The sequence below is a fragment of the Aliihoeflea sp. 2WW genome (genome assembly GCF_000497755.1).
Taxonomy (GTDB): domain Bacteria; phylum Pseudomonadota; class Alphaproteobacteria; order Rhizobiales; family Rhizobiaceae; genus Aliihoeflea.
Genome location: NZ_AYOD01000002.1, coordinates 13,779 through 34,242 on the forward strand (window position 1 = coordinate 13,779; position 20,464 = coordinate 34,242).

Annotated in this window: 16 protein-coding genes; 5 read left to right on the forward strand and 11 right to left on the reverse strand. The window is 65.0% G+C overall.

Going from position 1 to position 20,464, the window contains the following annotated elements; translation table 11 throughout:
* Positions 1-77 precede the first annotated feature (77 nt).
* Positions 78-626, forward strand: coding sequence for a hypothetical protein (locus ALII_RS0102320; RefSeq protein ID WP_024585726.1), 549 nt, complete (start codon positions 78-80; stop codon positions 624-626).
* An 88-nt stretch (positions 627-714) separates the two neighbouring features.
* A complete protein-coding gene (locus ALII_RS0102325; protein ID WP_024585727.1) occupies positions 715-2,556 on the forward strand; it encodes a monovalent cation:proton antiporter-2 (CPA2) family protein in 1,842 nt (613 codons plus the stop codon).
* On the opposite strand, the gene folK is transcribed toward ALII_RS0102325, so the two are convergent.
* Genes folK through folP form a run of 3 tightly spaced genes read right to left on the reverse strand, consistent with a single transcriptional unit; the run spans position 2,553 to position 4,284 of the window.
* Positions 2,553-3,074, reverse strand: a complete 522-nt coding sequence (gene folK / locus ALII_RS0102330; protein WP_024585728.1) for a 2-amino-4-hydroxy-6-hydroxymethyldihydropteridine diphosphokinase — start codon at positions 3,072-3,074, stop codon at positions 2,553-2,555. The two genes, ALII_RS0102325 and folK, sit on opposite strands and share 4 nt — an antisense overlap.
* On the reverse strand, positions 3,058-3,417 hold the full coding sequence (gene folB, locus ALII_RS0102335; protein WP_024585729.1) for a dihydroneopterin aldolase: 360 nt from the start codon (positions 3,415-3,417) through the stop codon (positions 3,058-3,060). Before folB ends, folK begins: the two co-directional genes overlap by 17 nt.
* Before the next feature lie 18 nt (positions 3,418-3,435).
* Positions 3,436-4,284 (reverse strand): dihydropteroate synthase, encoded by an 849-nt coding sequence (gene folP / locus ALII_RS0102340; protein ID WP_024585730.1) that lies wholly within the window; start codon positions 4,282-4,284, stop codon positions 3,436-3,438.
* A gap of 155 nt (positions 4,285-4,439) precedes the next feature.
* Here folP and ALII_RS0102345 point away from each other — a divergent pair, with 155 nt between their 5' ends.
* On the forward strand, positions 4,440-5,045 hold the full coding sequence (locus ALII_RS0102345) for a DUF922 domain-containing protein (protein ID WP_029660120.1): 606 nt from the start codon (positions 4,440-4,442) through the stop codon (positions 5,043-5,045).
* An 18-nt stretch (positions 5,046-5,063) separates the two neighbouring features.
* Here the strand turns inward: ALII_RS0102345 and ALII_RS0102350 are convergent, their stop codons facing one another.
* Positions 5,064-5,384: a 2Fe-2S iron-sulfur cluster-binding protein gene (locus ALII_RS0102350; RefSeq protein ID WP_029660121.1), complete on the reverse strand. Its 321-nt coding sequence runs from the start codon at positions 5,382-5,384 to the stop codon at positions 5,064-5,066.
* A 78-nt stretch (positions 5,385-5,462) separates the two neighbouring features.
* Entirely contained in the window at positions 5,463-5,801 is a 339-nt protein-coding gene (locus ALII_RS0102355) for an Hpt domain-containing protein (RefSeq protein WP_024585731.1), read from the reverse strand.
* 254 nt (positions 5,802-6,055) lie between these two features.
* Here ALII_RS0102355 and ALII_RS0102360 point away from each other — a divergent pair, with 254 nt between their 5' ends.
* Both ALII_RS0102360 and mazG read left to right on the forward strand, forming a co-directional pair.
* The gene (locus ALII_RS0102360) at positions 6,056-11,740 is read left to right on the forward strand and encodes a hypothetical protein (protein ID WP_024585732.1); all 5,685 of its coding nucleotides are present in this window, start codon (positions 6,056-6,058) and stop codon (positions 11,738-11,740) included.
* A gap of 104 nt (positions 11,741-11,844) precedes the next feature.
* Positions 11,845-12,660, forward strand: a complete 816-nt coding sequence (gene mazG / locus ALII_RS0102365; RefSeq protein WP_024585733.1) for a nucleoside triphosphate pyrophosphohydrolase — start codon at positions 11,845-11,847, stop codon at positions 12,658-12,660.
* A gap of 1 nt (position 12,661) precedes the next feature.
* On the opposite strand, the gene hflX is transcribed toward mazG, so the two are convergent.
* From hflX to ALII_RS0102395, 6 genes are all read right to left on the reverse strand, one after another.
* On the reverse strand, positions 12,662-13,981 hold the full coding sequence (hflX, locus tag ALII_RS0102370; RefSeq protein WP_081718877.1) for a GTPase HflX: 1,320 nt from the start codon (positions 13,979-13,981) through the stop codon (positions 12,662-12,664).
* Between the two features lie 66 nt (positions 13,982-14,047).
* A complete protein-coding gene (gene hfq / locus ALII_RS0102375) occupies positions 14,048-14,296 on the reverse strand; it encodes an RNA chaperone Hfq (protein WP_024585735.1) in 249 nt (82 codons plus the stop codon).
* A 182-nt stretch (positions 14,297-14,478) separates the two neighbouring features.
* Complete coding sequence (locus tag ALII_RS0102380) at positions 14,479-15,342, reverse strand: D-amino-acid transaminase (RefSeq protein WP_024585736.1); 864 nt, start codon at positions 15,340-15,342, stop codon at positions 14,479-14,481.
* Positions 15,343-15,351: 9 nt separating this feature from the next.
* Entirely contained in the window at positions 15,352-16,728 is a 1,377-nt protein-coding gene (gene trkA / locus ALII_RS0102385; protein WP_024585737.1) for a Trk system potassium transporter TrkA, read from the reverse strand.
* Positions 16,729-16,785: 57 nt separating this feature from the next.
* Positions 16,786-18,147: a sigma-54 dependent transcriptional regulator gene (locus ALII_RS0102390; RefSeq protein ID WP_024585738.1), complete on the reverse strand. Its 1,362-nt coding sequence runs from the start codon at positions 18,145-18,147 to the stop codon at positions 16,786-16,788.
* Positions 18,137-20,404, reverse strand: coding sequence for a PAS domain-containing sensor histidine kinase (locus ALII_RS0102395; protein ID WP_024585739.1), 2,268 nt, complete (start codon positions 20,402-20,404; stop codon positions 18,137-18,139). Before ALII_RS0102395 ends, ALII_RS0102390 begins: the two co-directional genes overlap by 11 nt.
* Between the last annotated feature and the right edge of the window lie 60 nt (positions 20,405-20,464).

Consider the following 20,464-nt stretch of genomic DNA (forward strand, 5'->3'; position numbering starts at 1 on the left):
CTGCTTCGCCGTCCAAATCATTAACCATTAGCGGCCAAGCTTCGCCGAGCCACGCCACGTTCACAGGTGCCCGTTCGATGACCGCCCTACGCCTCGCCTCTTCAGTCCTGGCGGCCACGGCCGCAACCGTGATCGGTCTTGCCGCGCCCGCAACGGCGTCGGAGAAGGACCGGAAGTTCTTTTCCTCCGTGGAAGGCTCGTGGTCGGGTCCGGGCGAAATCGTCGCCGGCAAGTACAAGGGCACGAAGTTCGTCTGCAATTTCACCGGCGCGACGCCGGGCGAAAAGGTCGGCATGTCGCTGGACGGCGGCTGCCGCGTCGGCCTTTTCACGCAGAAGATGCAGGCAAGCGTCGAGCATCAGGGCCGCTCCGGCTATCGCGGCTCGTTCATGGACGGGTCGGACGGCACGGGCCTCGACGTGGTGGGCGGCAAGGTAGATGGCCGCAAGGTCACGCTGACGCTCAACCGCAACCAGCTCAACGGCGCGATGCTGGCCCGCCTGCCCGACGACAACACCATGACCGTGACCGTCTCCGTGCTCGTCGACGAGCAGATGGTGCCGGTCATCGGCATGAACCTGAAGCGCGTCGACAGGGGCGCAGTCGGCTCGGTCGCCAATCGCTGACATGCCGGATCGGCGCTGCTGACAGCTTGACAAGATCACAAAGGACCGGGCCTCATCGCCCGGTCCTTTCGCTTTTCAGGAGGCCGTCATGGCCGTCGAGGCTGCCCACGGTGTCGATCTCGTTCCGATCGTCGCGCTTCTCGGCGCCGGCGTCCTGGCGGTGCCGCTCTTCAAACGCTTCGGCCTTGATTCCGTGCTCGGATATCTGGCCGCCGGTATCGTCATCGGGCCGTTCGGCATCGGCCTCTTCTCCGATCCGCAGTCGATCATCCACGTCGCCGAACTCGGCGTCGTCATGTTCCTGTTCGTGATCGGGCTCGAAATGCAGCCGTCACGCCTCTGGGGGCTTCGGCGCCAGATTCTCGGGCTCGGCGTGCTCCAGGTGGCTATTTGCGGGGCGCTTCTGACGGGCGCCGGCATCGCCTTCGGATTTTCTCCGCTCGTCGCATTCGTCGCCGGCATGGGGTTCGTGCTGACCTCGACGGCGATCGTCTTCCAGATTCTGAACGAACAGGGCGAATTGTCGACACCCAAGGGGCAGCGCATCGTCTCGATCCTGCTGCTGGAAGACATCGCCATCGTGCCACTGCTGGCGCTGGTCGCGTTTCTGGCGCCGGGCGGGGAGGATGGCGATGCCGGCTCGCGCGGCGTCGCGATCGCCATCGCGCTGGCGGCGATCGCCGCGCTGGTGCTCGTCGGGCGCTATCTCCTCAATCCGCTTTTCCGCATTCTGGCGCAGGCGGAGGCGCGGGAGGTGATGACGGCGGCGGCGCTGCTCGTCGTGCTCGGCTCCGCTCTCTTGATGCAGATGAGCGGGTTGTCGATGGCTATGGGTGCATTCCTCGCCGGCGTCCTCCTCTCCGAAAGCACGTTCCGGCATCAACTCGAAGCCGACATCGAGCCCTTTCGCGGCATCCTGCTCGGCTTGTTCTTCCTCGGCGTCGGGATGGCGCTCGACCTGACGGTGATCGGGCAGAATGCGGCGCTCGTGGCAGGACTCGTCGTGGTCTACATGGTCCTCAAGGGGTTCGGCATCTATGCCATCGCACGGCTGCTGCGCACGCCGCATGGCGAAGCGCTGGAGCGCGCCGGGCTGATGGCGCAGGGCGGCGAGTTCGCCTTCGTGCTTTTCGCGACTGCCGCTTCGGTCGGCGTCATCGACCAGTCGCTCAACGCCATCTTCACGGCAAACGTCATCCTGTCGATGATCCTGACGCCGTTCGTCATCATGGCGCTGCGACGGTTTATGCCGACACCGGCGCTGTCCACCGATGGCGTCGACGTCGCGGACGGCCTTGAAGGCAGCGTTCTCGTGATCGGATTCGGCCGCTTCGGCCAGATCGCGAGCCAGCCACTTCTCCTGCGCGGCATCGACGTCTCGATCATCGACAATGACGTCGAGATGATCCAGGCGGCCAGCGATTTCGGGTTCAAGGTCTATTTCGGCGACGGGACGCGGCTCGACATCCTGCATGCGGCAGGCATCGGCCGGGTCGAGGCGGTGATGATCTGCGTCGACAAGCCCGAGGCGGCGCTTCGCATCGCCGAACTCATCAAGGGAGAGTATCCGCTGTTGCCGGTCCTGGCGCGGGCCTTCGACCGCGGCTCGGCGATCTCGCTGATCAATACGGGCGTCGAGTATCAGATCCGCGAAACCCTGGAATCGGCTCTGCAGTTCGGCGCGCAGTCATTGCGCACCGTCGGGCTGGATGAGGATGAAGTTGCCGAGGTGATGCAGGAAGTGCGTGTCCGCGACGCCGCCCGTCTCGATCTGCAGGTTGCCGGCGGCATCTATGCAGGCAACGATCTGCTACGCGGCAATGTCCCCACACCGACGCCGCTGGCGACGCCGCGCCGGGCGGGTCAGGCGTTGAGCGAGGAAACCGCCGCAATTATCGTCACCGAAAAGGAAAAGGTCGGCTCGCCTTAAGGTGCCACTCGCCACCAATCCGCTGGCAGATCAAGCCGGACGATTCCGCCGGTGTCGAGCGACGTGAGCGCGTGCGAAAGCGGCTTTCCATCGACCGCGAGTGCCGGCGCGATTTCCAGCAGCGGCACGAGGACGAAGGCGCGCTCGGCGATTCGCGGGTGCGGGATCGTCAAGCCATCCTCGTGGATTGCGAGATCGCCGTAGATCAGGACGTCGAGATCGATGGCGCGCGGCCCCCAGCGTTCAGTCCGCACACGCTTCAGGGCAAGCTCGGCATCGAGGCAGGCAGCGAGCAGGTGACGCGGCGACAGGGTCGTCTCGACCTCGGCAACCGCATTCAGGAAATCCGGCTGGTCGACGAGGCCCCATGGGGGCGTGCGATAGAGCGAAGAGGCGCGGATGACCGCGATTTCGTCGGAGGCATCGAGCATGGCGAGCGCGGTCGCCATCGCCGCCTGCGGATCGCCCAGATTGCCGCCCAGGCCGAGATAAGCCCGCACCTTATTGCGGCCAGACAATATTGACCTCGACGTAATCGAGAACGCCGGGAACGGGCGCACTTGGCTTGCGGACCGTGATCGAGGCCTTCGTCACCTGCGGGAAACGCGCGCAGAGCGCCTTGGCGACATCGACGGCGAGCTTCTCGATCAGGAACCGGCGGGCGCCGGTGACGACGCGCTCGATCTCGACGAAGGCCGCACCGTAATCGACCGTCCCCTCGATGGAATCGCTGTCGAGCGAGCCTTCGGGCACGATCGTCAGTTCAGCATCGATATAGAAGCGCTGGCCGAGGGTTTCCTCTTCGACGAAGACGCCGTGGCGGGCGAAGAACGCGCAGTTCTTCAGTCGGATCGTGTACATGGTCGAAGGTAACTCCCGTCAGGCGTGCCGTGCCAGTATGGCGTCGGCGACCTTTAGCGCGTCGGCGTTGATCGCGACATCATGAACACGAAAAACAGCGGCACCGGCAAGCCGCAATGCGACGCTCGTTGCCGCTGTACCGACGCCGCGATCTGCGGGTTCGCGACCGGTGACCTCGCCGAGGAAACGCTTGCGCGACGTGCCGACCAGCCAAGGGCTGCCAAGCTCATTCAATTCGGAAAAACGCGCGATCAAGCTGATGTTTTCGCTTGCGTCCTTGGCGAAGCCAAAGCCGGGATCAAGGACGATGGCATCGTGCCCGACGCCGGCTTCGTCGGCGATTTCCAGCGAGCGGCGGAGAAAATGGAACTGGTCGTCGACAGGGTCGGGAAGCTTCTGGCGGTCGCGCCCTGTGTGCATGATGACGAGGCCGGCGCCGGTTTGTGCGGCGATATCCGCCACTGCGCGCTCGCGCTGGAGGCCCCAGACGTCGTTGACGATGTGCGCGCCCGCATCGATCGCGAGATGTGCCGTCGCCGCGCGATAGGTGTCGATTGACAGGACGATATCGCCCCGCCCCGACAGCGCTTCGATGACCGGTAGAACGCGGTCCTGTTCTTCGGACGCCGAAACGGGCTCGGCGCCGGGACGGGTCGATTCACCGCCAATGTCGATGATGGCTGCGCCGGCCGCGGCCATTTCGTCGGCCTGCCGCAATGCGCGCTCGAGCGTGTCGAACCGGCCGCCGTCGGAAAACGAATCCGGCGTCACGTTCAGTATGCCCATGATCAGCGCGCGCGGGCCGAGCGTCAGCGTGCGGCCATGGGCGAGCGGCCAGTTGCGTTCGGCGAAGGGATCGGTCGACATGGCTTCGCTATGGAACGACCCGGCGTCCGAGATCAACGGATTTCGCGTCTTGCGCAGCAATTGTTCAGCTTTGGGTGTGATCGTGGGTGCCGATCCCGCGCAGCGAGGTTGCGCCTTTGGCGCGTGCGCCGCATGAATAGGCCAAGGAGACGACTATGAAGCACATGCTGGCGGGCGCCATCGCCATTCTCGCGACGACCCTTGCCGCCGATGCAGCTTCGGTGTCGCGTTCCTACAGCTATTTTTCGATCGGCGGCCAGACACTGAGCGAGATCGAGACCGAGTTGCAGCGGCGCGGCCCCATCCTCGGCTCGACCGGCAATCGGCACCCCGGCGCCACGCGCATGGAGTTCAAGACGCGCATCGGTTACCAGGAAAGCGGCCGCCGGTGCAGCGTGAGCGAGGCGGACGTTCAGATTTCGGCCGAAGTGCATCTGCCCCGTTGGCGCAATCGCAGCGGTGCGCAACTCGACACGGCATTGATGTGGGACACGCTTTCCGCCGACATCAAGCGTCACGAGGAGGGGCATATCGTGATCGCCCGCACCTTCGCGCAGCGCATGGAGCAGTCGCTGCTGGGCGTGCGCAATGCCGCTTCCTGCGAAGAGGCTGCCGCCACCGCCGAGGGCATCAGCAAACGCTTGCTGGCCGAGCACGACGCCGAACAGGCGCGCTACGACAATGTGGAAAGCATCAATTTCGAAAGCCGCATGCTGCGCCTTCTGGAATATCGTCTCCAGAGGATCGAGGACGCGCGTTGATCGATCCGACGACCGGCGTCAGCCCTGACGCTCGGGGATGTGGACGGTAAGGCCGTCCAGCGCGTCCGCCACGCGGATCTGGCAGGACAGGCGCGAGGTCGGACGCACGTCATAGGCGAAATCGAGCATGTCCTCCTCCATCGCCTGGGGCTCGCCGACGGCCGGCGACCATTCCTCGTCGACATAGACATGGCATGTCGCGCACGCGCAGGCACCGCCGCATTCGGCCTCGATGCCCGGCACGCCTGCCTTGATGGCGTTTTCCATGACGGTGGAGCCGTTTTCGGCCTCGACGTCGAAGCGCGTGCCGTCAAAGGCGACAAAGGTAAGCTTGGTCATTGAAAAACCTGTCGGAAGGTGGCGCGTCCGTTGACCGGCGCGGGTCGCGGCGATGACATAATGGCTGGGAACCGGGTGTCAACCCGGGGATCGAACGCGCCCCCTCACCTGTGCGCCCAGGGTGGTGGCGACGTGCCCCAGTCGATCGAGGGCCGCTGCATCGAGCAGAGGGGCCTCCAGCGCCGCCGCGCAGTCGGCCACGGCTGCGATTCCGAGCGATCGTGCGGTGCCCTTGAGTGAATGGGCTATTGCGATCCGCCTTTGCGGCCCGGCGGTAGCCAATTCACGCATTGCAGCGTCGAGTTGCAGGACGAACATCTCGAGGAGTTCACCTGCGAGGCGCGCATCGCCCATGGTCTGGCGGTCGAGATGGCTCTCGTCGATCAGGTTCGTCCGCGAATCTTTCAACTGTGTCATTCCGGGATCGTGCGCGTGGCGAATGGACGGTCCGTTAACGCGGCCGGTCGCATTCGCCCGAGTCCGCCAAGGAATCTTTCATCTGCGTTGAGGGGCGTTAACCTTATGTTTAAAGTTTTACACATGGCGGGAATTGCGAGTTCCCATCCCGGCCTTGTCCCGATACGATACGAAATGGGCGAATTGGGCCTCAACTGGCGGGTGGTTTCAAGCCGAATACGGTGACCCGCTGCGATCGTATAGGGTAGAGCGGCATGGCGATGAAACCGGCGACAAACAAGGAACTCGACACCGATATCGAGAAGGAGCTCGAAGACGCTCTCGACATCGAACTCGTCATGGATGACGAGGACGCGGAATCCGCGCAGGACGAGAGCCTCGATATCGCTGCGTCGATGGAAGATTTCGAGGCGCAGATTTCGCAGGCCGCCGAAGAACTGGCGCTGGAAAACCGCGAAACCGAGACGGCGGATACCGTACCCGCTGAGGCGGTCGCCGCCGCTGTCGCCGCCCCCGTCGTTGCGAAAGCCGCCAATGACGGCCCGACGCGGATCGCCGATCTCCAGCCCGTGGAAGCGCAGGCCTCCGCCCGCCCCTCCGCTTTCGCCGCCGCCAATGACGACCGCCAGAAGGACTACAAGTCCTTCGTCCAGAGCATTTCGAAGCCGGTGCCGAGCACCGTCTATTGGGTCGTCGCGCTTCTCTCGGTCGTCTGGGCGGCCTCGGGCCTGCTCGTCGGTCACCTCCTTTTCTCGCCGCAGATCTGGCAGATCGGCTCACTCGCCGAACTGATCGCGGCACCCTATGCGCTCGGTCTGGCGCTCGGCATCATCGTCCCGATCATTCTCTTCTGGGGCTTCGCGGTGATGATCCGCCGCGCGCAGGAAATGCGCTATGCCGCGCAATCGATGACGGAAGTCGCCTTCCGCCTCGCCGAGCCCGAGCACATCGCGACCGACCGCGTCATGATGGTCGGCCAGGCTGTTCGTCGCGAAGTGCAGGCGATGGGCGAAGGCATCGAGCGCACGCTGGCACGCGCGGTCGAACTGGAGACGCTCGTCCATACCGAGGTGAACGAACTCGAACGCGCCTATTCCGAGAATGAAACCCGCATCCGCGCGCTGGTCGACGGCCTCGGCAACGAGCGCGAAGCGGTCGTCAGCCACGCAGAGCGGGTCCGCGCATCCATTGCCGGGGCGCATGAGACGCTGAAGGACGAACTTTCGGCGGCAAGCGACGTCATCCGCAAGAACATCGTCGATGTCTCCGGACAGCTTTCCGGCACGATCGCAGATAGCGGTGCGTCGCTGATCGAGCGGATGAACCAGAGCGGTTCCTCGCTGAGCGAGGCGCTCGATCTTCGCGTCGACACCATCTCCGACCGCATCTCGACCTCCGGCGACGCGATGGCGAACCTGCTCGATACGCGCATCGCCTCGCTGACGGACGCGACCGACCAGGCCACCCGCTCGCTTTCGCAGATGCTCGACGATCGTACGACGGGCATGATCTCGCTGCTCGGCAGCTCTGCGCGCTCGCTCTCCGATGAATTCGACACGCGTCTTCGCGACATCGAGCGGACGCTCGAGGAGCGCGGCCAGTCTCTGCTTTCGCAGTTCGAAACACGCGCCCACGCGCTCGATACGGGTACCGAAAAGCTCAACGCCGCGCTCGAGGCGCGTGCCAAGCAGATCAACGACACGCTGATCGACCGCACCAAGGAAATCGCGCAGACGTTCACTGACGGCAAGCAGCAGGTCAACGTACTGCTCGACGAGACCAAGGCGCGGATCGGCGCGGACTTTACCGATCTCGTCGCCTCTACCTCCGCCATGCTTGAGACGCGCACGGCCGATTTCTCGGTCAAGCTCGGTGAAAGCCGCAACCTCATCAGCGCTGCGCTCGACGAAGATCTCGAACGCCTTGCCGAGACGCGGCAGGCGATGGACGATGCGATCACCAGCCATGTCGAACGGATGGCCGAGGGCCGCTCGCTCCTGACCAGTGCGCTCAACGACGACATCGTGCGCCTTGCCGATACGCAGCGCGAGATGGACGGAGCCATCGAGCGGCAGATTTCGGGCCTCATGGAAGGCCGCGAGCGCCTTGCGATCGCGCTCAAGGACGACATGGACCTGCTCGACGCGACGCGTCGGGGGCTCGACGATGCGGTTTCGCAGCATGTCCGCACGATCGCCGAGCGCGAATCCGACCTGACGACGGCGCTTTCCTCCGGCACGGCGCGCGTCGAGGACGCGTTCGCGAACCAGATCGACCGGATGGCCGAGCGGCAGGCGGAACTCTCCGCTGCCATTGCAGCAGACGCGGAGCGCATGGACGATCTGATCCTGCGCGGTATCGAGACGCTCGGCACACGGCAGGGCGAGTTGCAGGCTGCGATCGGCAGCGAAGTGTCCAACATCGACACCGCGTTCGACCGCCAGATCGAGCGCCTTGCCGAGCGGCAGTCCGGCCTGTCGGCCGCGATCGACGCCGACATGGAGCGCTTTTCGTCCGCGTTCGACCGCCAGTTCGACGCGCTCACCGCGCGTCAGGGCGAATTCGGCTCGCGTGTCGAGAGCGACGTGGCGCGCATCGATGAAGCGTTTGCGCGTCAGGTCGAGGCGATTTCGCAGCGCCAGTCCGAGATGGAGAATGCGGTTCATCGCGGCGCCGAGCGCTTCGGCGAACTGTTCGGTCAGCTTGCGCGCCAGCTCGGCGACCGTCAGTCCGAACTGTCGAGCGCGATCGCGGGAGATGCGCAGCAGGTCGAGGAAGTGTTCGCGCGACATATCGCGACGCTCGCGGCCCGCCAGGACGAACTGAGCGGCGCCATCGCCGCCGACCTCGGCCGGATCGACGAGACCTTCCTGCGCCAGATCGACCTCTTCGCCGAGAAGCAGAACGAGCTCGCATCGACGATCAATATCGACATGGACAAGGTCGAAGAGGCCTTCACGCGCCACATCGAGGCGCTTGGCGAGCGCCGCGCTCTCATCACCGACGCGGTGGCCACCGATGTCGCGCGGATCGAGGATGCGTTCGGACGGCAGACGAGCGTGATCGAGGAACGCACGCAGACGATGGAACGTGCGCTGAAGATCGGCGTCGATAATGTCCGCGGCGCTCTCGAAAGCAGCGCGGTCGTCGTTGCCGGCTCCTTGCGCGACAAGGTTCTGGAAGCGACCGCGGCAATGGGCGAGCAGGCCGGACAGGCCTTCGTCGACGTCGACCAGAAGATCGCCGACCGCGTCGAGCGGACTGCGGCGACGCTGGGCGCCAAGGCCGACGAGATCGCAACGCGCCTCGACGAAAGCGATCGCGCGATTGCTGGCCGGATCGAGGAGCGAGCGACCTTCATGACGGCGCGGGCCGACGAGATCGCCTCACGCTTCGAGAACACGGACCGGGCGTTGGCCGACCGCTTCGACGAGCGCACGCAGTCGCTGTTCTCGCGTGCCTCCGAAATGGTCGAGCGCTTCGCGCAGGCCGATGAAACGCTGGCATTCCGTGCCGAGCAGCGCGCCGAGGCGCTGGGCGTCAAGGCGGGTGAAGTCGTCTCCGCATTCGAGACGGCCGAGCGCAGCCTGACCTCGCGCGTCGACGATGCGGCGCAGTCGCTTGCCGCACGTGCCGGCGACTTCGCGCAGATCGTCGAGGAGGCCGACCGCAATCTCGCCGGCAAGGCCGACGAGATCCGCGTCAGCCTGCTCTCGCGCGCGGACGAGGTCGTGAACCGCTTCGACGAGGCCGGACAGTCTCTCGCCACCCGCACGGAAGATGCCGCCCGCATTCTCGAGGGCCGCGCGGACGACGTCGTCGGCCGGTTCGACGAGGCGGGCAACGCCCTTCTCTCGCGCACCGACGCGGCGGCGAACACGCTTGCTGCACGAGCCGGCGATCTGTCGAACGTCTTCGCCGATGCCGATCGCCAGATCGTCGTTCGTCTCGACGAAACGCAGGCAGCATTGTCGGCGCGGGCCGGCGAGATTGCCGGCGTGCTCGACGGCTCGGACGAGCGTCTTCAGGAACGCGCCAACGAACTCGCGCGGACCTTCGACATGGCCGAGCAGCGGATCATGGCGCGCACGCACCAGACGTCGGCCGAACTCGACGCCCGCGCGGGCGCCATCGCCGAAGCGCTGGCAGCGGCCGACCAGGCACTTGCCGATCGCACCAGCCTCCTGACCTCGCGGATCGAAAGCCAGGTGGCCTCGGCCGAAGAACGCCTGACGCATGGCGCCGCCAATGTCGGCGACCGCCTGGCCGAACAGGTCGCTCGTGTGGAATCCGAACTCGTCGAGCGCGCCAATGCGATCGCCGAGACGTTCGCGGCAATGAACCGCCACATCGACGAAAGCACCGAAGGCGCTTCCGACAAGCTCGACGAGAAGACGCGCCAGCTCAACGCGATGCTGGCCGCCCGCTCCTCCGAGATCGGCCGTATCCTTGACGAGACGGCGCGTCCGCTGGTCGAACGCTTTTCCGAGAGCAGCATCGACCTGCAGCGCAATCTCGAAGAGATCACGCAGGCCGCAGCAGAACGGCTGCAGACAGGCAACAGCGCGCTCGTGTCGGCACTCGATGCCAAGACGAGCGAGACGGTTTCCGCGGTCGAACGCGTCCAGGGTGATCTCGCGCGCGGCGTCGACGGCCTGATCGGCCGCCTGTCGGCTTCGAACGCCCGCCTTGGCGAACTCGTCGAGACGGCTTCGGCCAATCTCGGCGGCGTCGACGAGAAGCTTGCAGGCACCACGGAGCAGTTTGCCGAGACGACCGAAAAGGCCGCCCGCTCCTTCGCCTCGTCGGCCCGAATCATCGAGACGCAGGCCGGCAAGCTGTCGGAACTGTCCTCGACGACCTTGCGCGACGTGGCCGGCATCGCCTCGCGCTTCGAGGATCACGGCAAGATGCTGACCAACGCGCGGGACCTCCTGAACTCGGCGCAGTCGACCCTCGCGGCCACGCTCGACGACCGGCAGACGGCGCTCGAGACGCTTGCCTCCGGGCTCGTCAAGAAGTCCGAAGAGATCGAACGCGTGATGCGGTCTTTCGAAGGTGTCGTCGGCAAGGCGCTCGAAGGCGCCGAAGGCCGCACCAAGACGTCGACGGAGCAGATGCGCACTGCGATTTCGGAAGTCGTCGAAAGCGCGACCAAGCGTTTTGCCGATGCGACGGACGAAATCCGCAAGACGGCTGGCACGATCCGTACGGAACTCGACCAGACCCGCGCGGAACTGAAGAAGGGCGTGATGCAACTGCCGGAGGAGACCAAGGAATCCACCAGCGCCATGCGCAAGGCGGTTTCCGAGCAGATCAAGGCGCTGAAGGAGCTTTCGGAGATCGTCTCCAAGTCCGGCCGCACCTTCGACGTCTCCCCGGCGCGCATCGAACGTCAGGCCGCTCCTGCTCCCCGTCCGGCAGCGCCGGTGGCCGCTCCGCAGGCCGCGACGCAGTTGCGCGGGTCGCTCGCCGATCCGGCACCGCAGGGTCAGGGGCAGGCCGGCGGAAGCTGGGTCGGTGCCCTCCTGCGCGGCGCTTCCAAGGATGAGGCGGGCGCGCCGAAGCCGGTTCAGCCGCAGCGCTCTCCGCTGCAGATGGTCGAATCGCTCAACTCGCTTTCCGTCGACATCGCCCGCGCGATCGATCACGAGGCGTCGGTCGAACTCTGGGACCGCTACCGCAAGGGCGAGCGCAACGTCTTTACGCGCCGTCTCTATACGCTGAAGGGCCAGCAGACATTCGACGACATCCGCCGCAAGTACCAGAATGACGGTGAGTTCCGCGGCGCGGTCGACCGGTACTGCCAGGACTTCGAGAAGCTGCTTGCGGATGTTGCCAAGAACGACCGCGACAACATGATGTCGCAGACCTACCTGACGTCCGACACCGGTAAGGTCTACACCATGCTTGCCCATGCGAGCGGCCGCTTGAAGTAGGCCACCGCTGAGCCGAAGCGAGGCCGCAGCCGCCACGCGCGACTGCGGCCTTTTTCATGGGCGGCAGGTGCGCTATCAAGCTGTCTCCAGGAGACCGACACGCCATGCAGCCGTCCCGCGACATTTCCCGCCTGATCGAAATCATGACCGCGCTGCGCGACCCGCAGACGGGCTGTCCCTGGGATGTCGAGCAGGATTTCGCGTCCATTGCGCCCTATACGATCGAGGAAGCCTATGAGGTAGCCGATGCGATCGAGCGCGGCGACCTTTCGGACCTGCGCGACGAATTGGGCGATCTCCTGCTGCAGGTCGTGTTCCATTCGCGCATGGCCGAGGAACAGGGCGAATTCGCCTTCGGTGACGTGGTCGAGGCGATCACGAAGAAGATGATCCGCCGCCATCCGCATGTTTTCGGGCCGGATGCCGTTCGCGGCGCGAAGCTGGCGAAGGGCATGTGGGAGACGATCAAGGCGGAGGAGCGCGCGGAGAAGAAGACGGAACGCGAGGCGCGCGGCATCACCGTCGCCGAGCATGGCTATCTCGACGACGTACCCGTCGGCCATGCCGCGCTGACGCGGGCGCTGAAATTGCAGGAACGCGCGGCGAAGGTCGGGTTCGACTGGAAGGAGCCGGGGCCGATTCTCGACAAGATCTCGGAAGAAGTGGACGAGCTGCGCGTCGCGCTCGATGCGGGCGAGACGGCGGCGATCAAGGACGAGTTCGGCGATGTGCTCTTCGCGCTCGTCAATCTCGGCCGCCATCTCGGCATCGACGCGGAGGATGCGCTGCGCGGGACCAACGACAAGTTCCGCAAGCGCTTCCACCATGTCGAGCGGGCGCTAAACGCCAATGGAAGCAGCCTCGATGAGGCGAGCCTCGACGAGATGGAAGGTCACTGGCAGGCGGCGAAGCGCGCCTGATCTAGTCTTTTGCTGATTTCCGCCGCTTGGCGATTTCGCCGATGATGGCGGACGGAGCGCGGACAGTGAGCGCAACCGTGCCGTCCTCGCGGTCTTCCCGGGCAATGACCGCGCCGTTGCGGTAGACCCAGTCGATGGCGGGTCCATCCTGCGGGCCGAACACGAAGTCGGCTTGGTCGAGTGCACCTGCGATGCGTGATTCGACGACGTCGAGCAGGTGATCGACCCCCTCGCCCGTGATCGCCGAAATCAGGATCGGACCTTCGTCGGCCTGTTCGCGCGGAAGGTTCTGGCGTGCCTGCTCGTCGAGCAGGTCGATCTTGTTCCAGACTTCGAGAACGTGGCGGCTATCGCCCGCCTCGACGCCGAGATCGGCCAGGATACGCACAACGTCGGCGGCCTGCGCGGCGGTGTCGGGATCGGAGATGTCGCGCACATGGAGGACGAGATCGGCCTCGACCACCTCTTCCAGAGTGGCGCGGAAGGCGGCGACGAGATGGGTCGGCAGATCGGAGATGAAACCGACCGTGTCGGACAGGATCACGACACTGCCATGCGGCAGGCGCACGCGGCGCAGCGTCGGGTCGAGCGTGGCGAAGAGCATGTCCTCGGCCAGGACTTCGGAGCCGGTGAGCCGGTTGAAGAGCGTCGACTTGCCCGCATTGGTATAGCCGACGATGGCGACGATCGGATACGGCACCTTGCGGCGCTTGGCGCGGTGGAGATCGCGCGTGCGGCGCACGGTTTCGAGCTCGCGCTTCAGCCGCGTGATCTTTTCCTGCAGCATCCGCCGATCGGCCTCGATCTGCGTTTCGCCGGGGCCGCCGAGGAAGCCCGCACCGCCGCGCTGGCGCTCGAGGTGGGTCCAGGAGCGCACAAGCCGGCCGCGCTGGTAGTTCAGGTGCGCGAGGTCCACCTGCAGCACGCCTTCCTTGGTGCGCGCGCGGCGGCCGAAGATTTCGAGGATGATGCCGGTGCGGTCGAGCACCTTGGCGTTCCACGCTTTTTCGAGATTGCGCTGCTGCACCGGCGTCAGCGGATGGTCGACGACGACGAGGTCGGCTTCGAGCGCCTTCACCGCCTCGCCGATCTCCTCGACCTTGCCGCTGCCGATGAGCGTCGCGGGCTTGGGGTCCGCGATGGTCACGATCAGGCGTTCGGCGATCTCGAGCTCGATAGCGAGCGCGAGGCCGACCGCTTCTTCGAGACGCGCCTCGGGGCTGCGCTGCATCAGGGCCGCGGCAATGCGCTCGTCTTCCTGCCCGCGCGGAGCCTTGGTGAGGACGGGTACGATGACGACGGCGCGCGTCGGCGGCGCCATCGTTCCATCGTCGACGGGACCGTGTGCGCGGCGCGGCTTGCGCCCTTCGTTTTCAGGTGCGGTCAATCAGCCGTCCCGGCCGTTCTCTTCGCCTTCGAACATCTGCACGGGCTGGCTCGGCATGATGGTCGAAATGGCGTGCTTGTAGACGAGCTGCGAATGCCCGTCGCGGCGCAGGAGCACGCAGAAATTGTCGAACGAGGTCACGACACCCGTCAGCTTGACGCCGTTGATCAGGAAGATCGTGAGGGGATTCTTGCTCTTGCGTACGGAGTTGAGGAACAGGTCCTGAAGGTTTTGCGTACGTTCCGCCATTGTTTTTTTCTTTCGCCGATGCGCTGAAGCATATCTTTATAGCTGGCCGCACGGCTGTTCATTCAGGCTCTGCCCACCCGAATTCAGACATGCTGAAGTGCCAAGATAATCGGCTCTTTGCGAACGTACAACCGGCCTGAAAAGCCCGTCGACTTGAATATCCCGGCCCCGCCAAGTGGTTATCAGGCCGCAATTTTCTCCGCAACGTCAAAAAAGGCTCGTCGCAGCGAAAGTGCAACGGAGCCCGGATGCCCGTTGGCGACCGGCTGACCGTCGATTTCGACCACCGGCATGACGAGCGTCGTCGCGGCCGTGATGAAGGCCTCGCGGGCGGATTTGGCTTCATCGACGGTGAAGCCCCGCTCCTCGACTTCGAGGCCGAGCTTCTCGGCGACGCGCATCACGGTCGCGCGGGTGATGCCTTTCAGGATGCCCGACTCGGCAGGCCGGGTCTTCAGCCTGCCATCCTTCGTCACGATCCAGACATTGGTGGCGGCGCCTTCCTTGACCGTCCCGTCGGGATCGACGAACCAGGCTTCCTGGGCACCGGCTTCCTTTGCCTTCTGGCGCGCGAGCACGTTCGGCAACAGGCCGACGGACTTGATGTCGACGCGCTCCCAGCGATTTTCCGGAACAGTGATGACCTTGATACCTGTTTCGGCCCGCTTAGTCGCCGCCTGCGGGCTCGACTTCTTGGCCGTTATGACAAGCGAGGGGCGCGTGTGCGCGGCGGGGAAGACATGGTCGCGCGGCGCGACGCCGCGCGTGACTTGCAGATAGACGAGACCATTGACGACGCCGTTGCGCGAGATGACCTCGCGCATCACCGTCTGCAATGACGAGCGCGACATCGGCCAACCGATCTTCAGTTCGCTCAGCGAGCGGTCGAGCCGGTCGAGATGCGGCGTCATGTCGATGATGTAGCCGCGCGCCACCTCGCAGACCTCGTAGACGCCGTCGGCGAACTGGTAGCCCCGATCCTCGACATGAACCGCCGCATCGCGATGGGGCAAGTAGCGTCCGTTGACATAGGCGATTTTCGGCATCGGAGGTTCCTAGAAGAATTCGAGACTGACGCGGAAGAGCTGTTCGACCTGCTTCACGGCCTTGGCCATGGCGAACATCACGATACGGTCCTTCGGCTTGATGCGCATTGTGCCAGAAGGCTTGAGGACTTCGCCATTGCGATAGATCGCGCCGAGGCGGATGCCGTCGGGCAGTTCCAGTTCGCGCAATTCCGGGCCGACCAGCGGCGAGGTTTCGAGCGCCTCGGCCTCGATGATTTCGGCCGCGCCGCGCTGGATGGAATGGACGGCGCGGATGCGACCGCGACGGACATGCTGAAGCACGCGCGAGATCGTGACCGTGCGCGGGTTCACATGCGCGTCGATGCCGAGCATGTCGGTGAAGTCGTGATAGGTCGGGTTGTTGATGAGGACGAGGTTCGACTTGCAGCCGAGCTGCTTCGCCAGCACCGAGGAGAGGATGTTGACCTGGTCGTCATTGGTCACCGCGACCATCAGATCGGCGTCGGCAATGTCGGCTTCCTGGAGCAGCTTCTGGTCGAGCGCGCTGCCGTTCAGAACCACGGTACGGCGCAGTTCGTCGGCGATGGCGACGGCGCGGCGGCGCGAGGCCTCGATGATCTTGACCTTGGTGCGGCTCTGGCGAAGCTCGATCGTGCGGGCGACGTAGAGGCCGATATTGCCGCCGCCGGCGATGACGATGCGCGTCGCCTCCTGCTCCTCATGGCCGAACAGGCTGAGCGTGCGGCGGACCTGGTCCTTGGTCGTGACGACATAGGCAAGATCGCCGGCGACGAGCTGATCGGCGGAGTGCGGAATGAACAGCCGCCCTTCGCGCGAGACGCCGACGACGGTCGACGGAAGGTCCGGGAAGAGATCGGTCAACTGCGATAGCGGCGTGTTGATGACCGGGCAGTCTTCCATGCACTCAATCGCGACCATGGCGATCTTGTTGTCGGCAAAGCGCACGACGTCGGTCGCGCCCGGCAGCGCGATGCGGCGCAGCACCATCTCGCCGACCTCGAGCTCAGGCGAGATGATGACGTCGATCGGCAGGTGGTCGCGCGAGAACAGGTCCATGTAGTGCGGCTGCAAATAGGACTGCGCGCGGATGCGGGCGATCTTGGTCGGCACGTTGAAGAGCGAATGTGCGACCTGGCACGCGGTCATGTTGACCTCGTCATACAAGGTCACCGCGATGATCATGTCGGCTTCCTCGGCACCGGCGGCGGCCAGCATGTCGGGGTGCGAGCCGTGGCCGACGAAGCCGCGCGCATCGAGATTGTCGCGCACCGACTGGATCAGTTCGGGTGAGGTGTCGATGACGGAAACGTCGTTGTGCTCGGCCGAAAGGCGCTCGGCGATGCCGTAGCCCACCTGCCCTGCTCCGCAGATGATCACGCGCATGGATAGTCCGGTCCGGTCATTTCGCGTTGCCCCCTCGTGCCATCCGTTCGGTCGGCATCAAACGCCGAGAGATTTCAATTTTCGATGAAGCGCGGAGCGCTCCATGCCGATGAATTCGGCCGTGCGCGAGATGTTGCCGCCGAAGCGGTTGATCTGCGCCAGCAGATATTCCTTCTCGAACAGTTCGCGCGCCTCGCGCAACGGTAGCGCCATGATGTGCTGGTCCGACTGGGTCGGCGTGCGCGGCATCACGTCGCCGATCTCGGACGGCAGGAGGTCGGCCGTGATCGGCTTGTCCTCCTCGCCATCACGCGACAGGATCATCAGCCGTTCGATGTTGTTCTTCAACTGGCGCAGATTTCCGGGCCAATTGTGCGCCTGGAGAACTGCCATCGCATCGTTGCCGATGCGGCGCATGCGAATGCCGGCCTGCTGGGCCGTCTGACGCATGAAATGGTCGACGAGGAACGGAATGTCGTCGCGGCGCTCGGCCAGCGGCGGGACCATGACCGGCACGACCGCGAGGCGGTGATAGAGGTCCTGGCGGAAGCGGCCCTGCGCGATCAGATCTTCCAGATTGTACGCAGTCGAGGAGATGATGCGGACATCGACCTTGACGCGCTTGGTGCCGCCGACGCGCTCGAACTGCTGGTCGACGAGGACGCGCAGGATCTTGGCCTGCGTCTCGCGCGGCATGTCGGCGACTTCGTCGAGATAGAGGATGCCGCCATGCGCCTGTTCCAGCGCGCCGACCTTACGCTCGGCGCCGTTGGCTTCGGTGCCGAAGAGTTCGATCTCCATGCGCTCGGGCGTGATGGCGGCCGAGTTGACGGCGACGAAGGGCCCATCCTTGCGCGTCGAGGCGCCATGGATGGCGCGCGCCACGAGTTCCTTGCCGGAACCCGACGGGCCGATGATCATGATGCGGCTGTTGGTCGGCGAAACGCGTTCGATGGTCTGGCGAAGCTGCGCCATCGCGGTCGAGGTGCCGATCAGGTCGAAGCTGTCGCCCGACCGCTTCTTCAAGTCCGAGACTTCGCGACGAAGCTTGGAAGTCTCAAGCGCCCGTTCGGCGATCAGCACGAGCCGGTCCGCCTTGAACGGCTTTTCGATGAAATCGTAGGCGCCCTTGCGGATCGCGGAGACGGCGGTTTCGATCGTGCCGTGGCCCGAAATCATCACCACCGGCAGGTCCGGGTGCATGGTCTTGATGGAGTCGAGCAATTCGAGCCCATCCATCTTCGAGCCCTGGAGCCAGATATCGAGAAAGACCAGGCGCGGGGCACGGTCGGCGATGGACGCCAATGCGCTGTCGCTGTCGAAGGCGGTCCGTGTTTCGTGACCTTCGTCGGAAAGAATGCCGGACACGAGTTCGCGAATATCCTCCTCGTCATCGACAATCAGAATATCAGACGCCATCTGTCACCTCTTCAGTCTCGGGGGCGGTCGATGCCGCCGCCTCTTGTTTCTCCCCGAGGGGAAATACCATCCGCACCAGGGCGCCGACGCCGCCATGGAAACTGGCGGGAGCGTCGAGAAGTTGCAGCGTGCCGCCATGGTCCTCGACGATCTTCTTGACGATCGCAAGGCCAAGACCGGTGCCCTTCTCCCGCGTCGTCATGTAGGGCTCCAGGAGTCTTTGGCGATTCTCCTTCGGCAATCCCTTGCCGTTGTCGATCACCTCGACGACGGCGTTCGACCCCACACGGCGCGCGCGCACCAGGATAGCGCCCGGCCGATCCTCGATCTGCTCGATCGCCTCGGACGCGTTCTTGACGATGTTGCCGAAGGCCTGTGCGAGCAGCCGGCTGTCGAACCGGCCCATCAGGGCCTCGGGACCGAAGTCGCGTTTGAACTCGATATCCGCGCGGCTGACTTCGATCAGGAAGGAGGCTTCGCGCAGAGGTTCGCGCAGGTCGACAATCTGCATGTCCGGCTTCGGCATGCGCGCAAAGGAGGAGAACTCGTCGACCATGCGGCCGATGTCGCCGACCTGGCGGATGATCGTTTCGGTGCACTGGTCGAAGACCTCTCGGTCCTCGGTGATGACCTTGCCGTAGCGCCGGCGGATGCGCTCGGCGGAAAGCTGGATCGGCGTCAGCGGGTTCTTGATCTCGTGTGCGATCCGGCGGGCGACATCGGCCCAGGCCGAAGAGCGCTGCGCCTGGACGAGATCGGTGATGTCGTCGACCGTCACCACGTAGGAGCGCCCGCCGCCGCGCGCCGAGCTGCGCTCGGTGGTGATCTGAACGTTGAAGGTGCGCTCCGCGCCGTTGCGGAAGAAGGCGACCTGTTCGCGATAGACGGGCCGGTCGAGTTCGCGGCCCTTTTCCAGGACGCCGCCGATCTGTGGGAGGACCTCGACCAGGCGCTGGCCGACGAGCGACCTGGCGGACACCGACAGCATCTTTTCGACGGAGCGGTTGACGATGGCGATTTCGCCCCTGGGGCCGACGCCGATGACACCGGCCGAAACGCCCGAGAGAACCGCTTCGGAGAAGCGCCGGCGCTCGTCCATCACGTCCTTGGCGCGCACGAGCTGATTGCGCTGCGTTTTCAACTGGCTGATCATCTCGTTGAAGGTAAGCCCCAGCGCCCCGACATCGCCGTCCGTCTGCTTGACGGGGACCGAGACGTCGAGATTGCCGCTCGCGACTTCGTCCGCCGCGCCGATCAATTGCCGGATCGGCCGGACGATGCGGTCAGCGACGGCGATGCCGGTCCAGATCGCGGCCAGGACGACGATCAGCGTCACGCCGAGATAGAGGATGGCGAAGGCGAGTTGGGTCGTCATGCGGTTCTGTTCGAGGCCGCGATATTCGTCGGTGTTGGCGCGCACGATCTGGCGCGCACGGATGACCTCTGGATCAAGCTCGCGCACGGTAAAGAGATAGGCGTCGTCGATCTGTTGCAGACGGATGATCGCGCCGACGACATTGCGGAATCGCGGCTCGATCAGTACCGGCTGGCCGTCCGCGGCAGCGCGCAGCGCCTCGGGCGGGGCGTCGGGCATCGGAATGCCGGCCGGCGTCTCGGCCTCTATGATCAGCGAGCCGTCGGAACGGATCAGCGCCGCGTGGGCCAGTGCGCGACCGCGCACATGATTGCTCATCAATTGGCGAAAGCCGGTGCGGTCGAGGCTGTAGAGCGAACGGGCCTGGTCGAGATCGAACGCCATCGAGAGGGTCGTGCCCTGCAGGCTGCGCGAATTCTCCTGCACATAGGCTTCGGCGATCGACAGCGAGGACGAAACGATGGCGCGGGTGCGCAACTCGAACCAGCGATCGAGGCCGAGGTCGAGCGTCACCGAGGCGACGATGGCGACAAGGATCGCCGGGATGGCCGCCACCAGCGAGAACATCGCGACGATGCGGACATGCAGTCGCGATGCAGCCTTGCCGCGCCGCCGGGCCTGGTAGATGCGGATGATCTCGAAGGCGATCAGCCCGAGAAGCAGCAGGATGAAGCCGGTATTGACGCCGATAAGGATCAGCGTGTTCGACGCGTTGGGCGCAACGGGCGTCAAACCGAGCAGGATTGCGAATGAAACAGCGGCCGCGATCAGCGCGCAGACGATGGCGACGATGCCCGGCAAAAGACCCAGCCTGCGTCCCTCGACGGCGCGGCCTTCAGTCCCCAGCAATGCGCCATCGGGTGCGGTGGTCTGTATCGTCATCGTGCTCAATGTGCCCGGTAAGCGACGACTCTATGCATCGCATTGTGGCCATTGTGCAAC

Bases quoted from the DNA above. Each gene is read 5' to 3' on its own strand.
- ALII_RS0102390 (WP_024585738.1), bottom strand. From the start codon at position 18,147: ATGGCGTCTGATATTCTGATTGTCGATGACGAGGAGGATATTCGCGAA.
- ALII_RS0102325 (WP_024585727.1), top strand. From the start codon at position 715: ATGGCCGTCGAGGCTGCCCACGGTGTCGATCTCGTTCCGATCGTCGCG.
- mazG (WP_024585733.1), top strand. From the start codon at position 11,845: ATGCAGCCGTCCCGCGACATTTCCCGCCTGATCGAAATCATGACCGCG.
- hfq (WP_024585735.1), bottom strand. From the start codon at position 14,296: ATGGCGGAACGTACGCAAAACCTTCAGGACCTGTTCCTCAACTCCGTA.
- ALII_RS0102395 (WP_024585739.1), bottom strand. From the start codon at position 20,404: ATGACGATACAGACCACCGCACCCGATGGCGCATTGCTGGGGACTGAA.
- trkA (WP_024585737.1), bottom strand. From the start codon at position 16,728: ATGCGCGTGATCATCTGCGGAGCAGGGCAGGTGGGCTACGGCATCGCC.
- hflX (WP_081718877.1), bottom strand. From the start codon at position 13,981: ATGGCGCCGCCGACGCGCGCCGTCGTCATCGTACCCGTCCTCACCAAG.
- ALII_RS0102355 (WP_024585731.1), bottom strand. From the start codon at position 5,801: ATGACACAGTTGAAAGATTCGCGGACGAACCTGATCGACGAGAGCCAT.
- ALII_RS0102350 (WP_029660121.1), bottom strand. From the start codon at position 5,384: ATGACCAAGCTTACCTTTGTCGCCTTTGACGGCACGCGCTTCGACGTC.
- ALII_RS0102380 (WP_024585736.1), bottom strand. From the start codon at position 15,342: ATGCCGAAAATCGCCTATGTCAACGGACGCTACTTGCCCCATCGCGAT.
- ALII_RS0102345 (WP_029660120.1), top strand. From the start codon at position 4,440: ATGAAGCACATGCTGGCGGGCGCCATCGCCATTCTCGCGACGACCCTT.
- ALII_RS0102320 (WP_024585726.1), top strand. From the start codon at position 78: ATGACCGCCCTACGCCTCGCCTCTTCAGTCCTGGCGGCCACGGCCGCA.
- ALII_RS0102360 (WP_024585732.1), top strand. From the start codon at position 6,056: ATGGCGATGAAACCGGCGACAAACAAGGAACTCGACACCGATATCGAG.
- folB (WP_024585729.1), bottom strand. From the start codon at position 3,417: ATGTACACGATCCGACTGAAGAACTGCGCGTTCTTCGCCCGCCACGGC.
- folP (WP_024585730.1), bottom strand. From the start codon at position 4,284: ATGTCGACCGATCCCTTCGCCGAACGCAACTGGCCGCTCGCCCATGGC.